An 18,554-nucleotide genomic window follows, 5' to 3' on the forward strand; every position below is an offset into this window, starting at 1 on the left:
GGTCATCATGCGATTGCATGCTCCGGCTCGGCCAACATGCCGCCACCTCCACGCCCAGGCGGTACCGTTGCAATGGCCGGGATTGGCGGCGGATCATCGTCGTCATCTCGCCAGGGGTGCCGCATCCAACCGAGGCGGCTCTTCCTGCGGCGCCGGTCGAAAGACGGGCTGACGGTGCCCGGCATCTTTGAAATACGCGGTTCCCGCCCGGATTCGTCCAGGAGGTGGAGGGCGCGAAGTATGTCGCTGACTTCCACGATGGCGCCGTTGTCCAATTGCCGCAACGCGGGATTGTCAGGAACCGCATGAACGTCGGAAGCCCAGAAAGCGAGCAAAGCCCGCTTTGCGCCGATTGTCATCGTCTCCTCGTTCAGGACGTCATCTGGCGTCCGCAACTCAGCGGATTCCGCGGCAAGATTTTTCGGTTCGGGTTGGTAAAAACTGTAAGCTTCGGTTCTCATCTCCATTCTCCGCGAGCTGTGCCTCCCGGCCGAACCGGGAGGCGGACCGTAGATCTAGGTTCCAGGGAATCAGGCGACCTCGCGCTGAGGCTCCGCATCGGAATCGATCAACTGCTTCTTGCCGGGTTGCTCGAGCGAAACCGCCTTGGCTTCGGACCCTATCTCAATGCGCCGAGGCTTGAGTTCCTTGGGCACTTCGCGGATCAGGTCCACCGACAGCAAGCCATTCTCGAGGTTGGCCGCCTTGACCTTTACGTGATCGGCAAGTTTGAACACCTGCTTGAAGTTGCTCGTCGCCAAGCCGCGATGAAGGACCTCCCGATTTTCCTGGTCGGGTTTCCTTTGGCCGATGACAGACAATTCGGGGCCGTTCTGTATGAGTTCGACTTCATCGAGAGCGAAGCCGGCGATAGCCATCGTAATGCGATAGTCGTTCTCGCCAATCTTCTCGATATTGTAGGGAGGCCAGTCGGAGCGCCCGCTTTTCTCGAGCATATCGAAGAGACGGTCGAAGCCGACCGTTGTGCGGTAAAGAGGGGTATAATCAAAGCTTCTCATAGCCATATCCTCCGTGAAGCAACATGGGTTACGAGGCTGTCGCAGCGCCGCTGCGACGCCAATATGTCGAGCCGAAGCCTCGACGGAAAACGATCTGGTAATCGTGTTTTTTTCCGTCAAGAGGGGCGTAAAAAATTTTCTGGCCGGCAGGCAGATCCAGCGAGCCATGCTCTTCGGCGGGGAATTCCGCCACACCGTACGAGGTCCGCTGAAGCGGGTGCCCAAGGCGCTGCCTTGCGTGCTGGCGGTCACTGCGCGATGTTGGCGGCGGGGTGGAGCGAATCATGCGAAAAATTTTGATGTCCGGACTGCTGCTCGCGGTGGCCTTTTCCGCGAACCCGGCCCACGCGCTGGACAGCAGCGGCACGCCTGTCGTCGTGACCCCTCTTGCGTCGCGCACGACGACCGCGTCCGGCCAGCCGATCACGCTGCCGCAGAAGAACGTGCAGGTGCTGGTCTCGAGCTACGACATCGCGTCGGGCGCGACCTTGCCGGTCCACAGGCACCCCTTTCCGCGCTACGCCTATGTCCAGGCCGGCACGCTGAAGGTCACCAATGTCGAGACCGGCATCAGCAACACCTACAAGGCTGGCGATTTCATCATCGAAATGATCGGCCAGTGGCATCAGGCCACCAATATCGGTGATGTCGAGGTGAAGCTTCTGGTGATCGATCAGGTCGAGCAAGGCGCCAAGAATACGGAATTGCGCCAATAACCGCGAAGTCTGTGCCCGAAGGCGGAAGGCTGTTCGCGCTTTCGCAGCAGCCGGCCCGGTGCTAGGGCTGGCCGGGAAATCATGGACTGGATCGCCCCTTGACCAAAGCTCTCCGCCTGCCGCTGATCGAAATCTGTGTCGAAGGCATTGACGGCCTGCTCGCGGCGCAAGCCGCTGGCGCCGACCGGGTCGAATTATGCGCCAGCCTCATCGAAGGCGGCATCACGCCGAGCCTCGGCACGGTCCGCGCCGCCATCGAGCAGGCAAGCGTGCCGTTTCACGTCATGGTGCGGCCGCGCGGCGGCGATTTTCTCTACAGTGAGACCGAATACGCCTCGATGCTGGCCGATGTCTCGGCACTGCGCGAACTCGGCGTGCCCGGCGTGGTGTTTGGCTGCCTGAACGCCGATGGCACCATGGATGAGGCGCGCATGAGCGAACTGACACAAGCCGCTGGCCCCTTGAACGTCACCTGCCATCGCGCCTTCGACATGACGCGCGATCCGGCCGAGGCGCTCGAATCGCTGATCCGCAGCAAGGTCGGCCGCGTGCTGACCAGCGGCCAGCGTGACACTGCCGTCGAAGGCTTGCCGCTGTTGGCGGATCTGGTGCGGCAGGCCGGCGACCGCATCGTCATCCTCGGCTGCGGCGGCCTGGATTTGCACAACATTGCCGAAGTGCGCAGCAAAACCGGCCTGTCCGAAATGCATTTTGCCGCCCTCAAGGATGTGCCGAGTGCCATGGACTACCGCAATCCCCATGTCGGCATGGGTGGTTCCGATCTCGATCGCGAGTATCGCAACACGCTGACCGACACACCGCTGGTGGCGGCAACGATTGCGGCAGCCAAGGCATGACCTCTACCCCTGCCCCGATAGCCCGTGTATCGGCCGCAGACGAAGCGGCGATCCTGGCGCTCAACAACGAGCATGCCGCCGAACTGTCGTGGCTGGAGGCTGAGCGGCTGTCTTTCCTGCTTGGCGAAGCGTTTTACACCAGGCGCATCGGCGATCTCGAAGCCTTCATCATGACCTTCGACCAGGACGCCCGCTACGACAGCCCGAATTTCCTGTGGTTCCGCGAGCGCTATAAGCGCTTCGTCTATGTCGACCGCGTCGTCGTGGCGGCGCATGCGCGCGGCCGCGGCCATGCCCGCCGGCTCTATCAGGATCTGTTCGGCCATGTTGAGCGCGCCGGCTACAATCTGGTCACCTGCGAAGTCAACACCGCCCCGCCGAACCCTGCCTCGGATGCCTTTCACGCCGCCCTTGGCTTCACTGAGGCCGGCGACGCCGTCATCCATGGCGGCAAGAAAGCGGTCCGCTATTACATCAGACGAACCTCCGTCTGAGGCCAGGCGGATCGAACTGAAGACAGGGCTACTGGAACAAGGCTGTCGCACTCACCAGCGTCATCCAGAACCCCCAGACCAACGGGATGCCGACCAGCAGCCAGGACAGCGTCAGTTTGATCGAATTGCCGTTGTCTTGCGCCATGGTCGGTCTCCTCAGAGCATGATCCCGAAATTGGGCTCCGGTTTCGGAAAAGATCATGCTCAAACAATACGATAGAGCCCATCCCGATTCTATCGGGATGGAACTGGCTCTAAGCCACCGCTGGTTCGGTCTTCATGTGGAAGCGCGCATTGACCGGCCGCATCATCAGGTTGAGCAGGAGGCCGATGACCAGCAGGCCGGCCATGATGTACATGGTGACCGTGTAGGCGTCGGCCTTCGCCACGCCGCTGTCGATCTGGTACTGCCTGATATAATTCACCAGCACCGGGCCAAGCACGCCCGCCACCGACCACGCGGTCAGCAATCGGCCGTGGATGGCGCCGACGTAACGCACGCCGAAGACGTCGCGCAGGTAGGCGGGAATGGTGGCGAAGCCGCCGCCATACATGCTGAGGATGATCCCGTAGAACAGCACGAACAGGAAGACGCTGCCGGTCTGGCCGGTCCAAGGCACCGCCGCATAGAGGACGACGCCCAGCGCGAAGAAGATGGCATAGGTTGTCTTGCGGCCGATATAATCGCTGGTCGAGGCCCAGAAGAAGCGGCCGAGCATGTTGAAGATCGACAACAGGCCGACGAAACCGGCAGCAGCGGCCGGCGAGATGCGTCCCGGGAACATCTCCTGGCTCATGGCCGAGGCTTGCCCGAGCACGCCAATGCCTGCCGTGACGTTAAGGCACAGCACACCCCAAAGCAGCCAGAACTGCGGCGTCTTCAACGCATCGTCGAGATGGACATTGGACGTCGTCACCATCGCATCCTGTGCCGCCGGCGGCGTCCATCCGGCGGGCCGCCAGCCCTCCGGCGGCACCCTGACGATAACAGCCCCAATCAGCATGAAGACGAAATAGACGATGCCCAGCACGAGGAAGGTTTCAGCGACGCCGATATGCTCAGGCGTCGAAAACAGCTTCATCAGATAAACCGACAGCGGCGAGGCGATGAAGGCGCCGCCGCCGAAGCCCATGATCGCCATGCCGGTTGCCATGCCCGGCCGGTCCGGAAACCAGGTGATCAGCGTCTTGACCGGCGAGATGTAGCCGAGGCCGAGACCGATGCCGCCCAGCACGCCGTAGCCGAGATAGATGATCCACAACTGGTGCAGATAGACGCCGAGCGCCGAGACAATGAAGCCGCCACCGAAACAGCAGGCAGAAGCGACCATGGCTTTGCGCGGCCCGACACGATCCAGCCAGCCGCCGCCGAACGCCGCCGCAATGCCCAGGAACAGGATCGCGATCGAGAAAATCCAGCCAAGGCCGGTCAGCTTCCAGTCGTCGGGCGCCGAGTCGGTGATGCCGACCAACTTCGACATCGGCAGGTTGAAAACGCTGAACGCATAGGCCTGGCCGATGCAAAGGTGTATGCAGAGCGCCGCTGGCGGCACCATCCACCTGCTGAAGCCAGGTTCGGCGACGGTGCGTGAGCGGTCGAGCCAGCCGCCCGCCCTCTCCCCGGTCGTGTCCATTCCATCCTCCCAGATGCGTCTTCGAACCATCTTCTCAGATGTGTCCTGCGAACAAACTAGGAGGGTGAGCCGGTGAGGCAATAAGGAATGCCCGTCATAAGACCAATGTCTAATGAGACTGGCCTATATCGAAAGCAGGTCATTACTTTCCAAAAAATTATATTAGAGATAATTAATTGATTGTCTGCTTATGAAGCGCGATCCACTCCACCTGCACTCGCGATCATCTGGCCGGGCACGACGGCATTCACCAGTTGCGGTTGAGCCATTCGCGCGCCGGGCGCTCGATGAGGTAGTAGCTGCAGAGCGCGCAGGCAAAAACGCCGGCCAGCATCGGGATCGGCGCGCTGCCTTGTTCATAGACGAATTTGTAGAACGGCTGCTGCCACAGATAGAGCGAGTACGACCACAGGCCCAGCGTCGCCATCGGCCAGGAGGACAGCAATCCGGAAAAATACCGTGGGCTGAAATCGAGTGCGTTGACGGCCAGCGCCAGCAGCGGCACCGCGAAGAGATAGTGGATCGGCGTCGGCACCTGATCCAGGAACAGGACAACGGCACAGAACGTTGCCACCAGGGCCACATGCTTGCCTCTCAAAAACGCAGGCAGCCTGCCATCGGCCTTGAGCAGGCAGATCGAAGCCGACAGCAGGATCGACGCGATGTGCACGTCGGTGCGCCAATAAGTGGTTTCGTAGTCCATCCCGAAGACCCAGTACGAAACCGCGCCATTGGCCATGGCCAGCAAGGCCAGCGCCAGGAGCAGCACGACCACGCGAGAGCGACTTGAGACGATGACGCTGATCAGCGCCAGGATGATGTAGGCGTGCTCCTCGATGCAGAGCGACCAGATATGGTCGAGCGCCCCTGCCCGCGTCAGGAGAATGCCGGCATAGTTGTAGGTGAATGTCAGCGCCGTCAGCGCCGCCTTCCATTTGAAGGCGATGAACGTGCCGGCCAGCGCGATCATCGCGACGACTACGAAGACCAGAAGAGCTGGATAGATGCGGGAGAAGCGGCGTTTGAAGAATTTTTTCAGCGGGTAGCGTTCGATGAACAGGATCTCGCCCATCAGCCGGCCGCTGAGCACGAAGAAGAATTCGACGCCCAGCACGCCAAGATTGATTCCCGGAACCGGAAAGAAATGGCCGATCAGCACCAGCGCGATCGAAAGGCCGCGCCAGCCGTCGAGATAGGCCAGTCTTGTTCTGGTTGATCTGTCGGCGGCGGATCGGGACGGAACGACATGCGTCGCGGAAATGTCGGTCATGCCGATCCTCTCGCAATAGGTATGCGAAGGGTACGACGGTACATTTCGAACCCAGCTCGCATTCCCGCCCAAATCCATATTGCAGTGCAATATGGATTTGTGCAAGTGCGAGATTGCCGCCGGTGCAGTTCCAGGTGAAGTGTCGGCGGAAGAAATTGCTCAGGCAAACGATTGGTGCGGGGGGCGATTCCATCAAAATTGGACAACTACAGGTCGTCCCAAAAAGGAAAAGGGGCCGCATGACCCCTTCTCCCGTGTTCACAACTGACCGTATCAGGCGTTGGCGGCAGCCACCGCGCGCTTGGCCATCACCGCGATCAGATTGGCGCGATAGTCGGCCGAGGCATGGATGTCGGTCATCAAATTCTTCGCCGGCACTTTTACCCCTTCGAGTGCCGAGGCCGCGAAGTTCCCGGCTAATGCTGCCTCGATCTCCTTCGAACGAAAAACGCCGTCGTCGCCGGCACCGGTGACGGCGACGCTGACGCCATCCTTGCCCTTGGCCACGAACACGCCGACGATGGCGTAGCGCGATGCCGGATTGCGGAATTTTTCATAGGCCGCCTTGGCCGGCGCGGTGAAGGTGACGGCGGTGACGATTTCGCCATCCTTCAACGACGTTTCGAACAGGCCTTTGAAGAATTTGTCGGCTGATATCTGGCGCTTGTTGGTGATGATGGTGGCGCCCAGCGCCAGCAGCGCCGCCGGATAATCGGCCGCCGGATCGTTGTTGGCGATCGAGCCGCCGATCGTCCCCTTGTGGCGCACCGCCGGATCACCGATCAGCGATGCCAGATGAGAAAGCGCCGGACAGACCTTCTTCAGCTTCTCGTCATTGGCAACAGCGTGATGCGTGGTGGCGGCGCCGATGGCGACGGTCTTGCCCGACACCGTGACGCCCTGCAGCTCCGTGATCCGCGACAGGTCGACAAGGTCGGACGGCGCGGCAAGCCGCGTCTTCATCGCCGGGATCAGCGTCATGCCGCCCGAAAGCAGCTTGGCGTCGCCGGTCTTGATCAGCTTGGCGGCATCGGCGACCGAGGCGGCGCGGTGATAGTTGACTGCGTACATTTGTCTTTCTCCCCTGGGTGAAAGAGCGAACAGGAAGTAGCGAACATCGCGTTCTCCCCCTATTCGCTACTCCCTATTCGCCATTCGCGTTCAATGTTTCGTCGCGCGGATCGCGGCCCACACGGTGGACGGCGAAGCCGGCATGGCAAGATCGTTGCTGCCGATGGCATCGGTGATGGCGTTGATCACCGCCGGCGGTGAGCCGATGGCGCCGGCCTCGCCGCAGCCCTTGATCCCCAACGGATTGCCCGGGCAAGGCGTGTTCGAGGTCGAGACCTTGAACGACGGCAGATCGCCGGCGCGCGGCATGGTGTAATCCATGTAGCTCGCGGTCAGCAATTGTCCGCTGTTGTCGTAATAGGCGCCTTCGAGCAGTGCCTGGCCAATGCCTTGCGCCAGCCCGCCATGCACCTGGCCCTCGACGATCATCGGGTTGATGATGTTGCCGAAATCGTCAGCGGCGACGAACTGGACGATCTCGGTGACGCCGGTTTCCGGGTCGACCTCGACCTCGCAGATATAGCAGCCCGCCGGGAAGGTGAAATTCGACGGATCGTAGAACGCCGTCTCCTTGAGCCCGGGCTCCATGCCGCCCGGCAGGTTGTGGGCAGTGTAGGCGGCCAGCGCCATCTGGAACCACGGCACGTTCTTGTCGGTGCCGGCCACCTTCAGCGCGCCGTTCTCGATGATGATGTCGCCTTCGTCGGCCTCGAGCAGGTGCGCCGCGATCTTCTTGGCCTTGGCCTCGACCTTGTCGAGCGCCTTGACGATGGCCGACATGCCGACCGCACCCGAGCGCGAGCCATAGGTGCCCATGCCCATCTGCACCTTGTCGGTGTCGCCATGGACGATCGAGACCGAATCGAGCGGCACGCCGAAGCGCTCATTGACCAGTTGCGCGAAGGTCGTCTCATGGCCCTGGCCGTGGCTGTGAGAGCCGGTCAGCACCTCGATCGTACCGACCGCGTTGACGCGCACTTCCGCCGATTCCCAAAGGCCGACACCGGCGCCGAGCGAGCCGACGGCCGCAGACGGCGCGATGCCGCAGGCCTCGATGTAGCAGCTCATGCCGATGCCGCGCAGCAACCCCTTGTTGGCGGCGGCGGCCTTGCGCTTGGCGAAGCCGGCATAATCCGACGCCTGCATTGCCGCATCGAGCGAAGCGGCATAGTCGCCGGCGTCATAGCACATGATGACCGGCGTCTGATGCGGAAACGCTGTGACGAAGTTCTTGCGCCGCAGCTCAGCCGGCGAAACGCCGAACTGGCGGGCCGCCGTCTCCATCATGCGCTCCATGACGAAGGTCGCTTCCGGCCGCCCCGCCCCGCGATAGGCATCGACGGGCGCGGTGTTGGTGTAGATCGCCTTCACATTGGCGTGGATGGCCGGGATGTTGTACTGGCCCGACAGCAGCGTCGCATAGAGATAGGTCGGCGTCGCCGATGAAAACAGCGACATATAGGCGCCAAGATTGGCTTGGGTTTCCACCTTCAGGCCGAGGATCCTGTGGTCCTTGTCGAAGGCCATTTCAGCATGGGTGTGATGGTCGCGGCCATGCGCGTCGGTCAGAAAACTTTCGGTCCGGTCGGCCACCCATTTGACCGGCACGCCGGTCTTCTTTGACGCCCACAGGCAGACGATCTCTTCGGGATAGATGTAGATCTTCGAGCCGAAGCCGCCGCCGACATCGGGCGCGATCACGCGCAGCTTGTTTTCCGGCGCGACATTGTAGAAGGCGCTCATCACCAGCCGCGCCACATGCGGATTCTGCGAGGTCGTCCAGCAGGTATAGTGATCCTCGGCCTTGTCGTAATGGCCAAGTGCGGCGCGCGGCTCCATGGCGTTGGGCACCAGCCGGTTGTTGATGATGTCCATCTTGACGACATGGGCCGCCTTCCCGAAGGCCGCCGCGGTGTCGTCGGCATTGCCGATGTCCCAGTCGAAGATCAGATTGTTGTCGGCTTCGGGGTGGATCTGCGGCGCACCCTTGTCCATCGCCTTGGAGGCATCGACGACGGCCTTCAACTCCTTGTAGGTGATCTCGACCGCCTCGGCGGCATCACGCGCCTGCCCCTTGGTCTCGGCGACGACGATGACGACGGCGTCGCCGACATAACGGACCCGGTCGAACGCCAGTGGCGACCATGCCCCCATCTTCATCGGCGAGCCGTCCTTGGAGTGGATCATCCAGCCACAGATGAGATTGCCGATGCCGTCGGCCTTGAGTTCCTTGCCGGTCAGCACGCCGATGACCCCGGGCATGCCCTGGGCCTTCTTCACATCGATCTTCTTGATCTGCGCATGCGCGTGCGGACTGCGCACGAACGCGGCGTGCTTCATGCCGGGAACCACCATGTCGTCGACATAGCGGCCGGCGCCCGTGATGAACCGTTTGTCTTCCTTGCGCGCGACCCGAGCGCCAACACCTTCAATGCCCATCAGAAATTCCTCCGGAATTTATGGGAGTAGGGCAGTAGGGGAGTAAGGGAGTAGGGAAAAAGAGGCCTCGTTGCGTTGGCCTTTTTGCCCTACTCCCCTACTGCCCTACTCCCTTATTCCCTTGCCTAAGCAGCTTGTTTCGCCTTACCCTTCGACCCCTTCATCGTCGTCGATGCGGCGAGGATCGCCTTGACGATGTTGTGGTAGCCGGTACAGCGGCAGATGTTGCCGTCGAGCTCGGCGCGCACCGTCGCCTCGTCGAGCCCTTCGGGGTGGCGGCTGATCATGTCGGTCGCCGTCATGATCATGCCCGGCGTGCAGAAGCCGCACTGCAGCCCGTGATGTTCCTTGAAGGCGGCCTGCACCGGATGCAGGTCGGCGCCATTGGCCAGGCCCTCGATCGTCAACACGGTGGAGCCGGAGGCCTGCACCGCAAGCATCGTACAGGATTTGACCGCCTTGCCATCAACGTGGACGACGCAGGCACCGCATTGCGAGGTGTCGCAACCGACATGCGTGCCGGTAAGACCGAGATTTTCCCGTAGGAAGTGAACCAGAAGTGTTCGGTCCTCGGCAGCACCGCTGACCCGCTTTCCGTTCACCATCAACGAAACGTCCGACATGGTCCCTCCCTGGGTATCAACCTTGGTATCCACGCTGCCGACGCGGTATTCGCGCTTCGGTGGTGCATTATTCGTACACCGCACATCGGACAAAAAACAGCACGTCGCAAACGCGGAACATTGTACTTTCGGTCATGGCCGCGCCCAAACATGCGGTGCCGGTGGCCCCATTGCCAAACCGCCGATTGAAGGCAACAATGTCGGTCGACGCCCGCGCGCCAGAAGCATTTAAAAACAGCCGCGCACAAAAAAGCGTCGGAGGAAATGCGGAGAACATCGCTGGCCAATTCACAGACGCGCTATGCATGCGGCCTGTCGGCGCTCACCACGGACGAGCCCGACATGGAGGCGTTCGCCAAGGCGATCGCACTGGAAGCAGCCGCCATCGACGCAGGCTTTGCCCTGCTGTTCTTTTCCCAGAGCCTAGTCGAAGCCAGCGCCCTTTCCCAGGCGCTCATGACCCACGCACCGGCGCTCCACCACGCCGGCTGTTCGACTGCCGGCGAGATCACGCCGCAAGGTCTCGAGGATGGTCATGTGCTGGCCATGCTGCTTCCGTCCACCGCGTTCACCGCCGTTAGCGTGATGGTCGAAAATCTGTCCTCGTCGGGTATGGACAGGATCACCGGCGAGGTGGAGACCCTGCGGCGATCGCTGCGCGCGCGCCTCGGTTGCGATCGGACCAAAGGCACTTTCGCGCTCTGCTTCATCGACGGGCTCTCTTATGCCGAAGAAGCGGTGAGTTCAGCCATCCACTGGGGCCTCGATGACATACCGCTGCTTGGCGGCTCCGCCGGCGACGATCTGAAATTCGAGACGACGCGCCTGATCTCGAACGGCAAGGTCACCTCCGACAGCGCCATCATCGTGCTGATATCGACCGAAATTCCCTTCCATGTCTTCAAGACCGACAACTTCGTTCCCACCGATGAAAAACTGGTGGTGACGGCTTCCGATCCCGATCACCGCATCGTGCGCGAATTCAACGCCACCAATGCAGCGCAGGAATATGCCGCGTCCGTCGGCATCGTCGCGCAGATGCTGACGCCACTGAGCTTCGCCTCGCATCCCGTGGTGGTGAAGGTGGGCGGCCAATATTATTGCCGATCGATCCAGAAGATGCATGCCGACGGCTCGCTGTCGTTCTTCTGCGCCATAGACGATGGCGTCGTGCTGTCGATCGCCCAACCAAAGGACATGGTCGAATCGACGCGCGCCGCCCTGCGCGATGTCGAGGAGAGGCTTGGCGGCATCGACATGATCCTCGGCTTCGACTGCGTGCTGCGCCGGCTCGACGCGCGCAATCGGCAGGTGTTTCGCGAGATTTCGGAACTCTACCGGGTCAACAATGTCATCGGCTTCGGCACCTATGGCGAACAGTACCGGTCGATGCATCTGAATCAGACTTTTACCGGCATCGCCTTCGGCGAGCGCCAGGCGGCGGAATAGGACGGCGCAACAAGATGCCGCTGAGGGACATAAACGATCTTGAAAAGCTGAAGAAGATCAACGCGGCACTGGTCAGCCGCGTCGAGCGCTCTATGGACCAGCAAGGCAACGCCTTTTCGCTGTTCCAGACCGCGATTTCGCTGGAAAACCGGGTGCGCACCCGCACCGAGGAACTGCACTCGACCTTGCGCCGGCTGGAGCAGTCGAACATCGACCTCAGCGCCGCCAAGGAAAACGCCGAACTGGCGAACCTGTCGAAAACCCGTTTCCTCGCCGCTGCCAGCCACGACGTGCTGCAGCCGCTGAACGCGGCCCATCTCTCGGTTTCGGCGCTCGCCGAAGTTCAGACCAGTGACGAGGGCAAGAAACTGGTGCGGCAGGTCGAGCGCTCGCTGGAAACGATGGAGGACCTGCTGCGAACCCTGCTCGACATCTCCAAGCTCGATGCCGGCGTGGTGCAGCCCGACATAAGCGATGTCAGCCTGGAGGCGCTGTTCTCGTCGCTTCGCTCGGATTTCCTGCCGGTGGCGGAGATGAAAGGCCTGTCGCTGAAATTCCGGCCGGTCCATGCGGTGGTCCGCTCCGACCGCACGCTGCTGCGCCGCATCCTGCAGAACATTCTTTCCAACGCGCTGGGCTATACACGCTCGGGCGGCGTGCTTGTCGGCACCAGACATCGCGGCGACACCATCCGCATCGACGTCGCCGATACGGGCTGCGGCATTCCCGACGACCAGCGCGAGGCGGTATTCGAGGAGTTCCATCGCGGCACCTCGCCGGCCAATGCCGAACTGGACGGTGGCGGTCTCGGGCTCGGGCTTGCCATCGTGCGCCGCATGGCCAGCGCGCTCGGCCATCCCGTGACATTCTCGTCGAAGGTCGGACGCGGCACGATCTTCCACATCGATGTTCCCGTCGGCATCGGTGCGCCAGCCGATGCCATCGCTAGCGTTGCCGATATGGAACGGCCGCGCGGCTATGGCCTGTTCGGCACCAAGGTGCTGCTGGTCGAGAACGATATCGAAGTGCTGCAGGCCATGACCTTCCTGCTCGAACGCTGGCAATGCCTGGTGCGGGCCGCGACCTCGACCGACGATGCGCTCGACATGCTTGGCGACACCGACTGGGTGCCCGACATCGTCATTGCCGACCAGCATCTCGACGGCGGCGATCTCGGCACCACGACCATCGCCGAAGTCCGCGATTATCTCGGCCGCGCCGTGCCGGCGCTGATCGTCACCGCCGACAGTTCGGAAGCGGTCGCCAAAGCCGCCCGCTCCGGCGGCATCGAACTGATGCGCAAGCCGCTGAAGCCGGCACAGCTAAGGGCGCTGCTGGCACATTTGCTGGCTTAGACAATAACCAATTCGATGCTTAACTACTTGGAAAGACGGAGGCGTCACTTTTGAGATCGCCACCGTTTAAATATTGGAAATTCCGAAAAAAAGTTGACGATGATCTTCCGGAAGTCCGCATACATTACGTATCCGCACGCAGTAGTTTGACAATTTGGATCGAGACCTCTTGGACATTCCTTTTCATCCAGTCGCAAGGACGTGCTTGATAATTTTGGCGTCCCCATAAAAAGCGGCACGGCAGATGGGATAAGGAAGGTAACGCTCATGCGCGCTGACGCGGTGCCGTGATTATGAGGGGCATCGTCCAGGCGCGACTGTGAGATCCGGCAATTACGGTGACAGTGCACTCTTAATATGTCCTCCCGGCCCATAGTGCATACTGTCAACGCATTTGATAGCGCAAAGGTGATGATTGAAAGAGGAGCTACCTATGTCCGATGACGACACGCATTTAGTTCAAGCCAAGGAAGCCCTCCACAAGGGTGAAGTGGAGAAAGCAATATCAATTCTCTTAGACGCAATGAACTATGAGAGCAAGAAAGCGGCGGCGGCGTATTCTCTGGGGATAGTTTATGACAGTAATACCGATTGTCACGATGATGATCTGGCGGTAAGTTACTATTCGATTGCAGAAAGTGGCGGAATCGAAATGGCAACTTATAGAATTGCTGGGTTGAAACAAAGAATTGGCGACAATATTGAATCTTTAGAGCTGTTTAAAAAAATCTCCACCCGGAACCCGTCCGCCGCCTACTGGTGCTATCGCTTGATACAGAAAAATGAACCGACTGATCCGGATGCTGAAATATTTCTAAAAAGCGCTGCATCTCAAGGCCACATTCTTGCGAAGAGGGATATATTAATGGAGAAACTGAAAGGAAGGCGAGGCGCTGCTCAAATGGTTATCGGCGCGTTTGGTATGATAAGACTATTTAGAGAAACGATGGCTGCATATGCGGCGAGGGATGAGCTACTGTACCAATAGATGTAGAGGCCGAAATTGTTGCGATTTTCGAATTACGGTGACAGTGCACTTTTACCACGTTCGCCCAGCCAGTGTTGAGCGTGGTGGTGACAACCCTACTTGGATGAGGGACGGCGAGCCTCAAAACCCAGCCTGATCCCGAAACAGCTCCGCATTGTCCAGCTTCGAAACCTCGATCACCGCCTGCGTGCGGCTGTAGACATTGAGCTTGCGCAATATCTCCGAGACATGCGCTTTCACGGTGGTCTCTCCCACCTGCAGCTCGTAGGCGATCTGCTTGTTGAGCAGGCCCTGGCGCAGCATCTGCAGCACGCGCAGTTGCTGGGGCGTCAGCGTCGACAGGCGCTGCACCATGTCGGCGCGGTCGACGCTTTCAGCGTCGGGTGTGCGGCCTTCATAAGTTTCCGGCACATAGATCGCGCCTTCCATCACCGAGCGTATGGCGGCGGCGAGGTCGCTCTTGCGCGCCGATTTCGGGATAAAGCCGGCGACACCATAGGACAGCGCCTCGGAAATGATCTTCGGCTCCTCATAGCCCGAGACGATGACCACCGGCAGGCGCGGATAGCGGGTCCGGAGCTGCAGCAGGCCTTCAAAGCCATGCACGTCGGGCATGTTGAGGTCGAGCAGCGCGAGATCGAACGGCTTGGCGCCGGCCAGAAGGTCCAGCGCCTCGGTGATCGAGCGCGCCTCCACGGTGTCGACTTCCGGGTAGGCCATCTGCACGGCGCTGTGCAGCGCCTCGCGAAACAGCGGGTGATCGTCGATGATCAGGAACCGGGCGCGATCGTGGGTTGCGGTCATAGGGGTTCATTTCAGTTCGTGGGCGATTAGAATAGCCTCGTCAGCATGGCCAGATTATTGCCAAATAGTATATCGCCATCTCCGGCGGAAAGTGCCGCCGGCACTTTCTCGACCAATCGCCTTGTCCAGGCCCCCAAATCGGTCGAATGTTCCGGCAACCAAGCAGAGACCCACATGACAGAATTCGTCCTTCCCTTGCCCGCAACCGCATCGGTGGCCATTGCGGGCTCGTCCGATCGTTTCGCGGTGCGCCGTATCTACTGCGTCGGCCGCAACTACGCGGCGCATGCCCGCGAATTCGGCAATGACGAGCGTGATCCGCCCTTCTTCTTTACCAAGCCGGCCGACGCGGTGGTCGATTCCGGCACCGCTATCCCCTACCCGCCGCTGACGGCCGATCTACACCACGAGATCGAATTGGTGGCTGCGATCGGCAAAGCCGGCTTCCGCATTGCCCGCGACAAGGCGCTGGACCACGTCTGGGGCTACGGCGTCGGCATCGACCTCACTCGCCGCGATCTGCAGGACGAGGCCAAGAAGGCCGCCCGTCCGTGGGACTGGTCGAAGGCCTTCGACCGCTCCGCGCCTTGCGGCCCGCTGATCCCCGCGGCGAAATCCGGCCACCCACAGAAGGGCCGCATCTGGCTCGCCGTCAACGGCAAGGTCAGGCAGGATGCCGACCTCGCTGAACTGATCTGGCCAATATCGGATATCGTGTCGATCTGCAGCGAGGCGATGGAGCTCGAGCCCGGCGACCTGATCTTCACCGGTACGCCGGCAGGCGTCGGCGCGGTTGGCCCCGGCGACACGATGACCGGCGGCGTCGACGGCATCGGCACCATCGAAGTGACCATCGGCCAGCCGAAGTGAGCGCATGAGCGGCCTCGTCCTGCATAATTACTACCGTTCCTCCACCTCCTACCGGGTGCGGATCGCGCTGGAGATGAAGGGGCTGAGCTACGACTATGTCCCGCATCATCTGCGCCATGGCGAACATCTGGAACCAGCCTATCTCGCGGTCAATCCGCAAGGCCTGGTGCCGGCGCTGGTGCTCGGCGACGGCACGCTGCTGACGCAATCGCTGGCGATCATCGAGTTCCTCGACGAGACCAAACCGGAACCACCGCTGCTGCCGAAGGACCCGGCCGGCCGGGCACGCGTGAGAATGCTGGCGCAGATGATCGCCTGCGACATCCACCCGGTGAACAATCTGCGCGTGCTGACCTCGCTGCGCACGCTGTTCGGCGCCGGCGACGAAGACATCGCCAACTGGTTCCGCCATTGGGTGAACGAGGGCTTTCAGCCGCTTGAAAAGATCATGGCGTCGGCGGCGGAGAGGGGTACATTCTGCCATGGCGACGCGCCGGGCCTGGCCGACATCTGCCTCGCCGCGCAGATTGCCAGCAACGCCCGCTTCGGCGTCGACTTGACCCCCTACCCGACGATCGCGCGCATCAATGCCGCCTGCATGGCGCTGCCGGCCTTCCAGAAAGCCGCGCCCCGGAACCAGATCGATGCCGAGTAGAAAAGCCACCGACCCAGGTGAAGCCAAGGCGCTGGCCGATATAGAGGCTTATGGCTGCCACATCTTGCATGTGCTGGAGGAAGGCGACGATCCGCCTTTCACCTATTCGGTTGGAATAGAGCACAACTTCAAGGCGCCGGAACTCATCGTCATCGGCCTGAAGCCGGAAATCTCCCAGTTCATCATCAACGAGTATTGCAGCCGCGTCCGCTCCGGCGAGGTTTTCCAACCAGGGCAGCGATCGTCCGGTTTTATCGAAGGTTTCGACTGTCAATTCGGCGCCGTTCATATCGAACACTATCGCGAGCATTTCGGCTGGGACCTCTGGTTCTACGACGGCCTGGATTTCGGTGTTCTCCAGCTGATCTATCCCACTGTGGACGGCATCTGGCCGTGGCAGGCCGAGGCGAGCGACTGGTTCCGAGCCTGGCAGCCGCTTCTCGACACCGCGCCGTGGCCATAGGCTTATCTGCCGACGCGCAGCGTCAACGCCCAGAACAGCAGCGCCAACAGGCCGATGCCGGCGCCAAGCACACAGACGCCATTCCAGCCCATTGCACCATAAGCCATGGTCGAGGCGATGGAGCCCAGGGCGCTGCCGACCGAGTAGAAGATCATGTAGCCGCCAACCAGTCGGCTGCGCGCATCCGGCCGCCGGGCGAAGATCAGGCTCTGGTTGGTGACGTGGACGGCCTGGATCGCCAGATCCAGCATGACTATGCCGGCGACGAGCAACCACAGAGACATGCCCATGAAGGCGATCGGCAGCCAAGCCGCCATCATCAGCAGCAGGCTGAGGCCGGTGACCAACTGGCCGCATCCACGATCGACGAGGCCGCCGGTCCAGCGCGCACCGAGCGCGCCGGCGACGCCCGCAAGGCCGAAAAGCCCGATCTCGGTATGCGAAAGTGAAAATGGCGCGACGCTGAACGGCAGTACCAGCGGCGCCCACAGCACGTTGAAGCTGGCGAAGATCAGCATGGCCAGCACCGCCCGCACGCGCAGCAGCGGCTCCTGCGCGAACAGCAGCAGCACCGAAGCGAGCAGGCGTGGATAGGATGTGCGTGGCCGCTCCGCCTCGTGGCGCGGCAGGATCAGGTAGAGAACCATCGCCATGACGAGCGTCAACATGGCCGAGACAAGATAAACCCAGCGCCAGCCGGCGAAATCGGCGACGACCCCCGAAGCGAAGCGGGCAAGCAGGATGCCCAGGATGACGCCGCTGGTGACGGTGCCGACCGCCCGCCCCCGCTCCGATGCTACAGCGAGGTCGGCAGCGAAGGCGACCAGCACCTGCACCACCACCGCCAGCAGCCCGACGACCGCGAGGCTCGCCAGCAGCATCGCCGCGTTGGGCGCGATCCCGACCGCCACCAGCGCCACGGCAGACAGAATCGCCTGCCCGGCAATCAGCTTGCGGCGATCGAACAGGTCGCCCAGCGGCACGATGAAGAACAGGCCGAGCCCATAGCCGATCTGCGTGACCGTCACCACGATGCCGACCGAGGCCGGCGCGATAGCAAAATCATGCGCTATGGCGTCGAGCAGCGGATGAGCGAAATAGATATTGGCGACGCTCAGGCCGCAGGCGATGGCGAAGATCAGCGCGGTCAATCGTGACAATCCCGTAGGCGGCGGCGCCACCCGATGCGGCCCATCGGATTGCTCGAGGCTTGTTGCACCGCTGTTCGCCACCTGCATGTTCATGTCTCTCTCCACAAAAGGTTTCAACTTGAAACCTCTTGCTGGATAGGCGGAACAGTTTTATGTTGCAACCGAAATTAGAGCATTGGACCGACGACTGCCATGGTGAAACGAACGAGCCACCACGAAGCGGATTGCTTCATAGCGCGACCACTGGACGCGATTGGCGACTGGTGGTCGCTGCTCATCGTGCGTGACGCCTTCGACGGCTTGCGGCGCTTCGGCGAATTCCAGAAGAGCCTCGGCGTCGCCAAGAACATCCTGTCGTCGCGGCTGCGCAATCTTGTCGCGCATGGCATCCTCGAAACGGTCCCGGCGCCCGACGGCAGCGCGCATCATGAATATGTGCTGACGCAAAAGGGACGCGGCCTGTTCTATGTCCTGGTTGCCCTGCGGCAATGGGGCGAAACCTACTTCGCCGGACCGGGCGAACCCTATACCTTCATGGTCGACAATCTCACCAGCCGGCCGATCAAGCGACTGGAAGTACATGCCGAGGACGGGCGGCAGCTTGCCCCCGGCGAAACCCGGCTTGCCGACTTTCGCAACCGCGGAACCGGTTAAGAGCTGCTGCCTGCCAACAGGCCTGGCGGAATCGATTTCTGC

19 protein-coding genes are annotated in these 18,554 nt (G+C 61.4%); 10 read left to right on the top strand and 9 right to left on the bottom strand.

All coding sequences use genetic code 11. The annotated features are described in order from the left end of the window. Positions 1–5: 5 nt before the first annotated feature. Positions 6–461, bottom strand: a complete 456-nt coding sequence (locus X735_RS146470) for a hypothetical protein (RefSeq protein WP_023812211.1) — start codon at positions 459–461, stop codon at positions 6–8. A gap of 69 nt (positions 462–530) precedes the next feature. Beyond that, the gene (locus tag X735_RS146465; protein ID WP_023812212.1) at positions 531–1,019 is read right to left on the bottom strand and encodes an Hsp20 family protein; all 489 of its coding nucleotides are present in this window, start codon (positions 1,017–1,019) and stop codon (positions 531–533) included. Between the two features lie 284 nt (positions 1,020–1,303). Here X735_RS146465 and X735_RS146460 point away from each other — a divergent pair, with 284 nt between their 5' ends. From X735_RS146460 to X735_RS146450, 3 genes are all read left to right on the top strand, one after another. Next, positions 1,304–1,735 carry a cupin domain-containing protein gene (locus X735_RS146460; protein ID WP_023812214.1) on the top strand — a complete coding sequence of 144 codons (432 nt, stop codon included), beginning with the start codon at positions 1,304–1,306 and terminating at the stop codon, positions 1,733–1,735. 98 nt (positions 1,736–1,833) lie between these two features. Continuing rightward, positions 1,834–2,592, top strand: a complete 759-nt coding sequence (locus X735_RS146455) for a copper homeostasis protein CutC (protein WP_023812215.1) — start codon at positions 1,834–1,836, stop codon at positions 2,590–2,592. Then, positions 2,589–3,086 carry a GNAT family N-acetyltransferase gene (locus X735_RS146450; RefSeq protein ID WP_023812216.1) on the top strand — a complete coding sequence of 166 codons (498 nt, stop codon included), beginning with the start codon at positions 2,589–2,591 and terminating at the stop codon, positions 3,084–3,086. The genes X735_RS146455 and X735_RS146450 overlap by 4 nt, the downstream gene beginning before the upstream one ends. Before the next feature lie 254 nt (positions 3,087–3,340). On the opposite strand, the gene X735_RS146445 is transcribed toward X735_RS146450, so the two are convergent. The 5 genes from X735_RS146445 to X735_RS146425 form a co-directional block, all read right to left on the bottom strand. Continuing rightward, positions 3,341–4,720 carry an OFA family MFS transporter gene (locus X735_RS146445; protein WP_023812218.1) on the bottom strand — a complete coding sequence of 460 codons (1,380 nt, stop codon included), beginning with the start codon at positions 4,718–4,720 and terminating at the stop codon, positions 3,341–3,343. Between the two features lie 247 nt (positions 4,721–4,967). Beyond that, positions 4,968–5,990, bottom strand: a complete 1,023-nt coding sequence (locus X735_RS146440; protein ID WP_023812219.1) for an acyltransferase — start codon at positions 5,988–5,990, stop codon at positions 4,968–4,970. A 273-nt stretch (positions 5,991–6,263) separates the two neighbouring features. After that, positions 6,264–7,061 (bottom strand): xanthine dehydrogenase family protein subunit M, encoded by a 798-nt coding sequence (locus tag X735_RS146435; protein ID WP_023812220.1) that lies wholly within the window; start codon positions 7,059–7,061, stop codon positions 6,264–6,266. 90 nt (positions 7,062–7,151) lie between these two features. Beyond that, complete coding sequence (locus X735_RS146430) at positions 7,152–9,500, bottom strand: xanthine dehydrogenase family protein molybdopterin-binding subunit (protein ID WP_023812221.1); 2,349 nt, start codon at positions 9,498–9,500, stop codon at positions 7,152–7,154. A 125-nt stretch (positions 9,501–9,625) separates the two neighbouring features. Beyond that, positions 9,626–10,123 carry a (2Fe-2S)-binding protein gene (locus X735_RS146425; protein ID WP_023812222.1) on the bottom strand — a complete coding sequence of 166 codons (498 nt, stop codon included), beginning with the start codon at positions 10,121–10,123 and terminating at the stop codon, positions 9,626–9,628. Between the two features lie 264 nt (positions 10,124–10,387). On the opposite strand from X735_RS146425, the gene X735_RS146420 reads away from it, so the two are divergent. The 3 genes from X735_RS146420 (at position 10,388) to X735_RS146410 (ending at position 13,915) form a co-directional block, all read left to right on the top strand. Further along, positions 10,388–11,572 carry an FIST signal transduction protein gene (locus tag X735_RS146420; RefSeq protein ID WP_050592709.1) on the top strand — a complete coding sequence of 395 codons (1,185 nt, stop codon included), beginning with the start codon at positions 10,388–10,390 and terminating at the stop codon, positions 11,570–11,572. Between the two features lie 14 nt (positions 11,573–11,586). Continuing rightward, positions 11,587–12,927 (top strand): hybrid sensor histidine kinase/response regulator, encoded by a 1,341-nt coding sequence (locus X735_RS146415; protein WP_023812224.1) that lies wholly within the window; start codon positions 11,587–11,589, stop codon positions 12,925–12,927. A gap of 433 nt (positions 12,928–13,360) precedes the next feature. Beyond that, positions 13,361–13,915, top strand: a complete 555-nt coding sequence (locus X735_RS146410; RefSeq protein WP_031213515.1) for a hypothetical protein — start codon at positions 13,361–13,363, stop codon at positions 13,913–13,915. A gap of 120 nt (positions 13,916–14,035) precedes the next feature. On the opposite strand, the gene X735_RS146405 is transcribed toward X735_RS146410, so the two are convergent. Beyond that, positions 14,036–14,719: a response regulator transcription factor gene (locus tag X735_RS146405; RefSeq protein ID WP_023812226.1), complete on the bottom strand. Its 684-nt coding sequence runs from the start codon at positions 14,717–14,719 to the stop codon at positions 14,036–14,038. Positions 14,720–14,893: 174 nt separating this feature from the next. On the opposite strand from X735_RS146405, the gene X735_RS146400 reads away from it, so the two are divergent. From X735_RS146400 to X735_RS146390, 3 genes are read left to right on the top strand one after another with little or no spacing between them, the layout of a single operon-like run. After that, positions 14,894–15,589 (top strand): fumarylacetoacetate hydrolase family protein, encoded by a 696-nt coding sequence (locus X735_RS146400; RefSeq protein ID WP_023812228.1) that lies wholly within the window; start codon positions 14,894–14,896, stop codon positions 15,587–15,589. A 4-nt stretch (positions 15,590–15,593) separates the two neighbouring features. Further along, positions 15,594–16,244, top strand: a complete 651-nt coding sequence (maiA, locus tag X735_RS146395) for a maleylacetoacetate isomerase (protein WP_023812229.1) — start codon at positions 15,594–15,596, stop codon at positions 16,242–16,244. Beyond that, positions 16,234–16,707: a DUF4262 domain-containing protein gene (locus tag X735_RS146390; RefSeq protein WP_023812230.1), complete on the top strand. Its 474-nt coding sequence runs from the start codon at positions 16,234–16,236 to the stop codon at positions 16,705–16,707. Before maiA ends, X735_RS146390 begins: the two co-directional genes overlap by 11 nt. Before the next feature lie 2 nt (positions 16,708–16,709). Here the strand turns inward: X735_RS146390 and X735_RS146385 are convergent, their stop codons facing one another. After that, on the bottom strand, positions 16,710–17,951 hold the full coding sequence (locus X735_RS146385; protein ID WP_023812231.1) for an MFS transporter: 1,242 nt from the start codon (positions 17,949–17,951) through the stop codon (positions 16,710–16,712). A 99-nt stretch (positions 17,952–18,050) separates the two neighbouring features. On the opposite strand from X735_RS146385, the gene X735_RS146380 reads away from it, so the two are divergent. Continuing rightward, positions 18,051–18,512 carry a helix-turn-helix domain-containing protein gene (locus tag X735_RS146380; protein WP_023812232.1) on the top strand — a complete coding sequence of 154 codons (462 nt, stop codon included), beginning with the start codon at positions 18,051–18,053 and terminating at the stop codon, positions 18,510–18,512. Positions 18,513–18,554: the final 42 nt, after the last annotated feature.

The organism is Mesorhizobium sp. L2C084A000 (genome assembly GCF_000502875.1).
Taxonomy (GTDB): domain Bacteria; phylum Pseudomonadota; class Alphaproteobacteria; order Rhizobiales; family Rhizobiaceae; genus Mesorhizobium.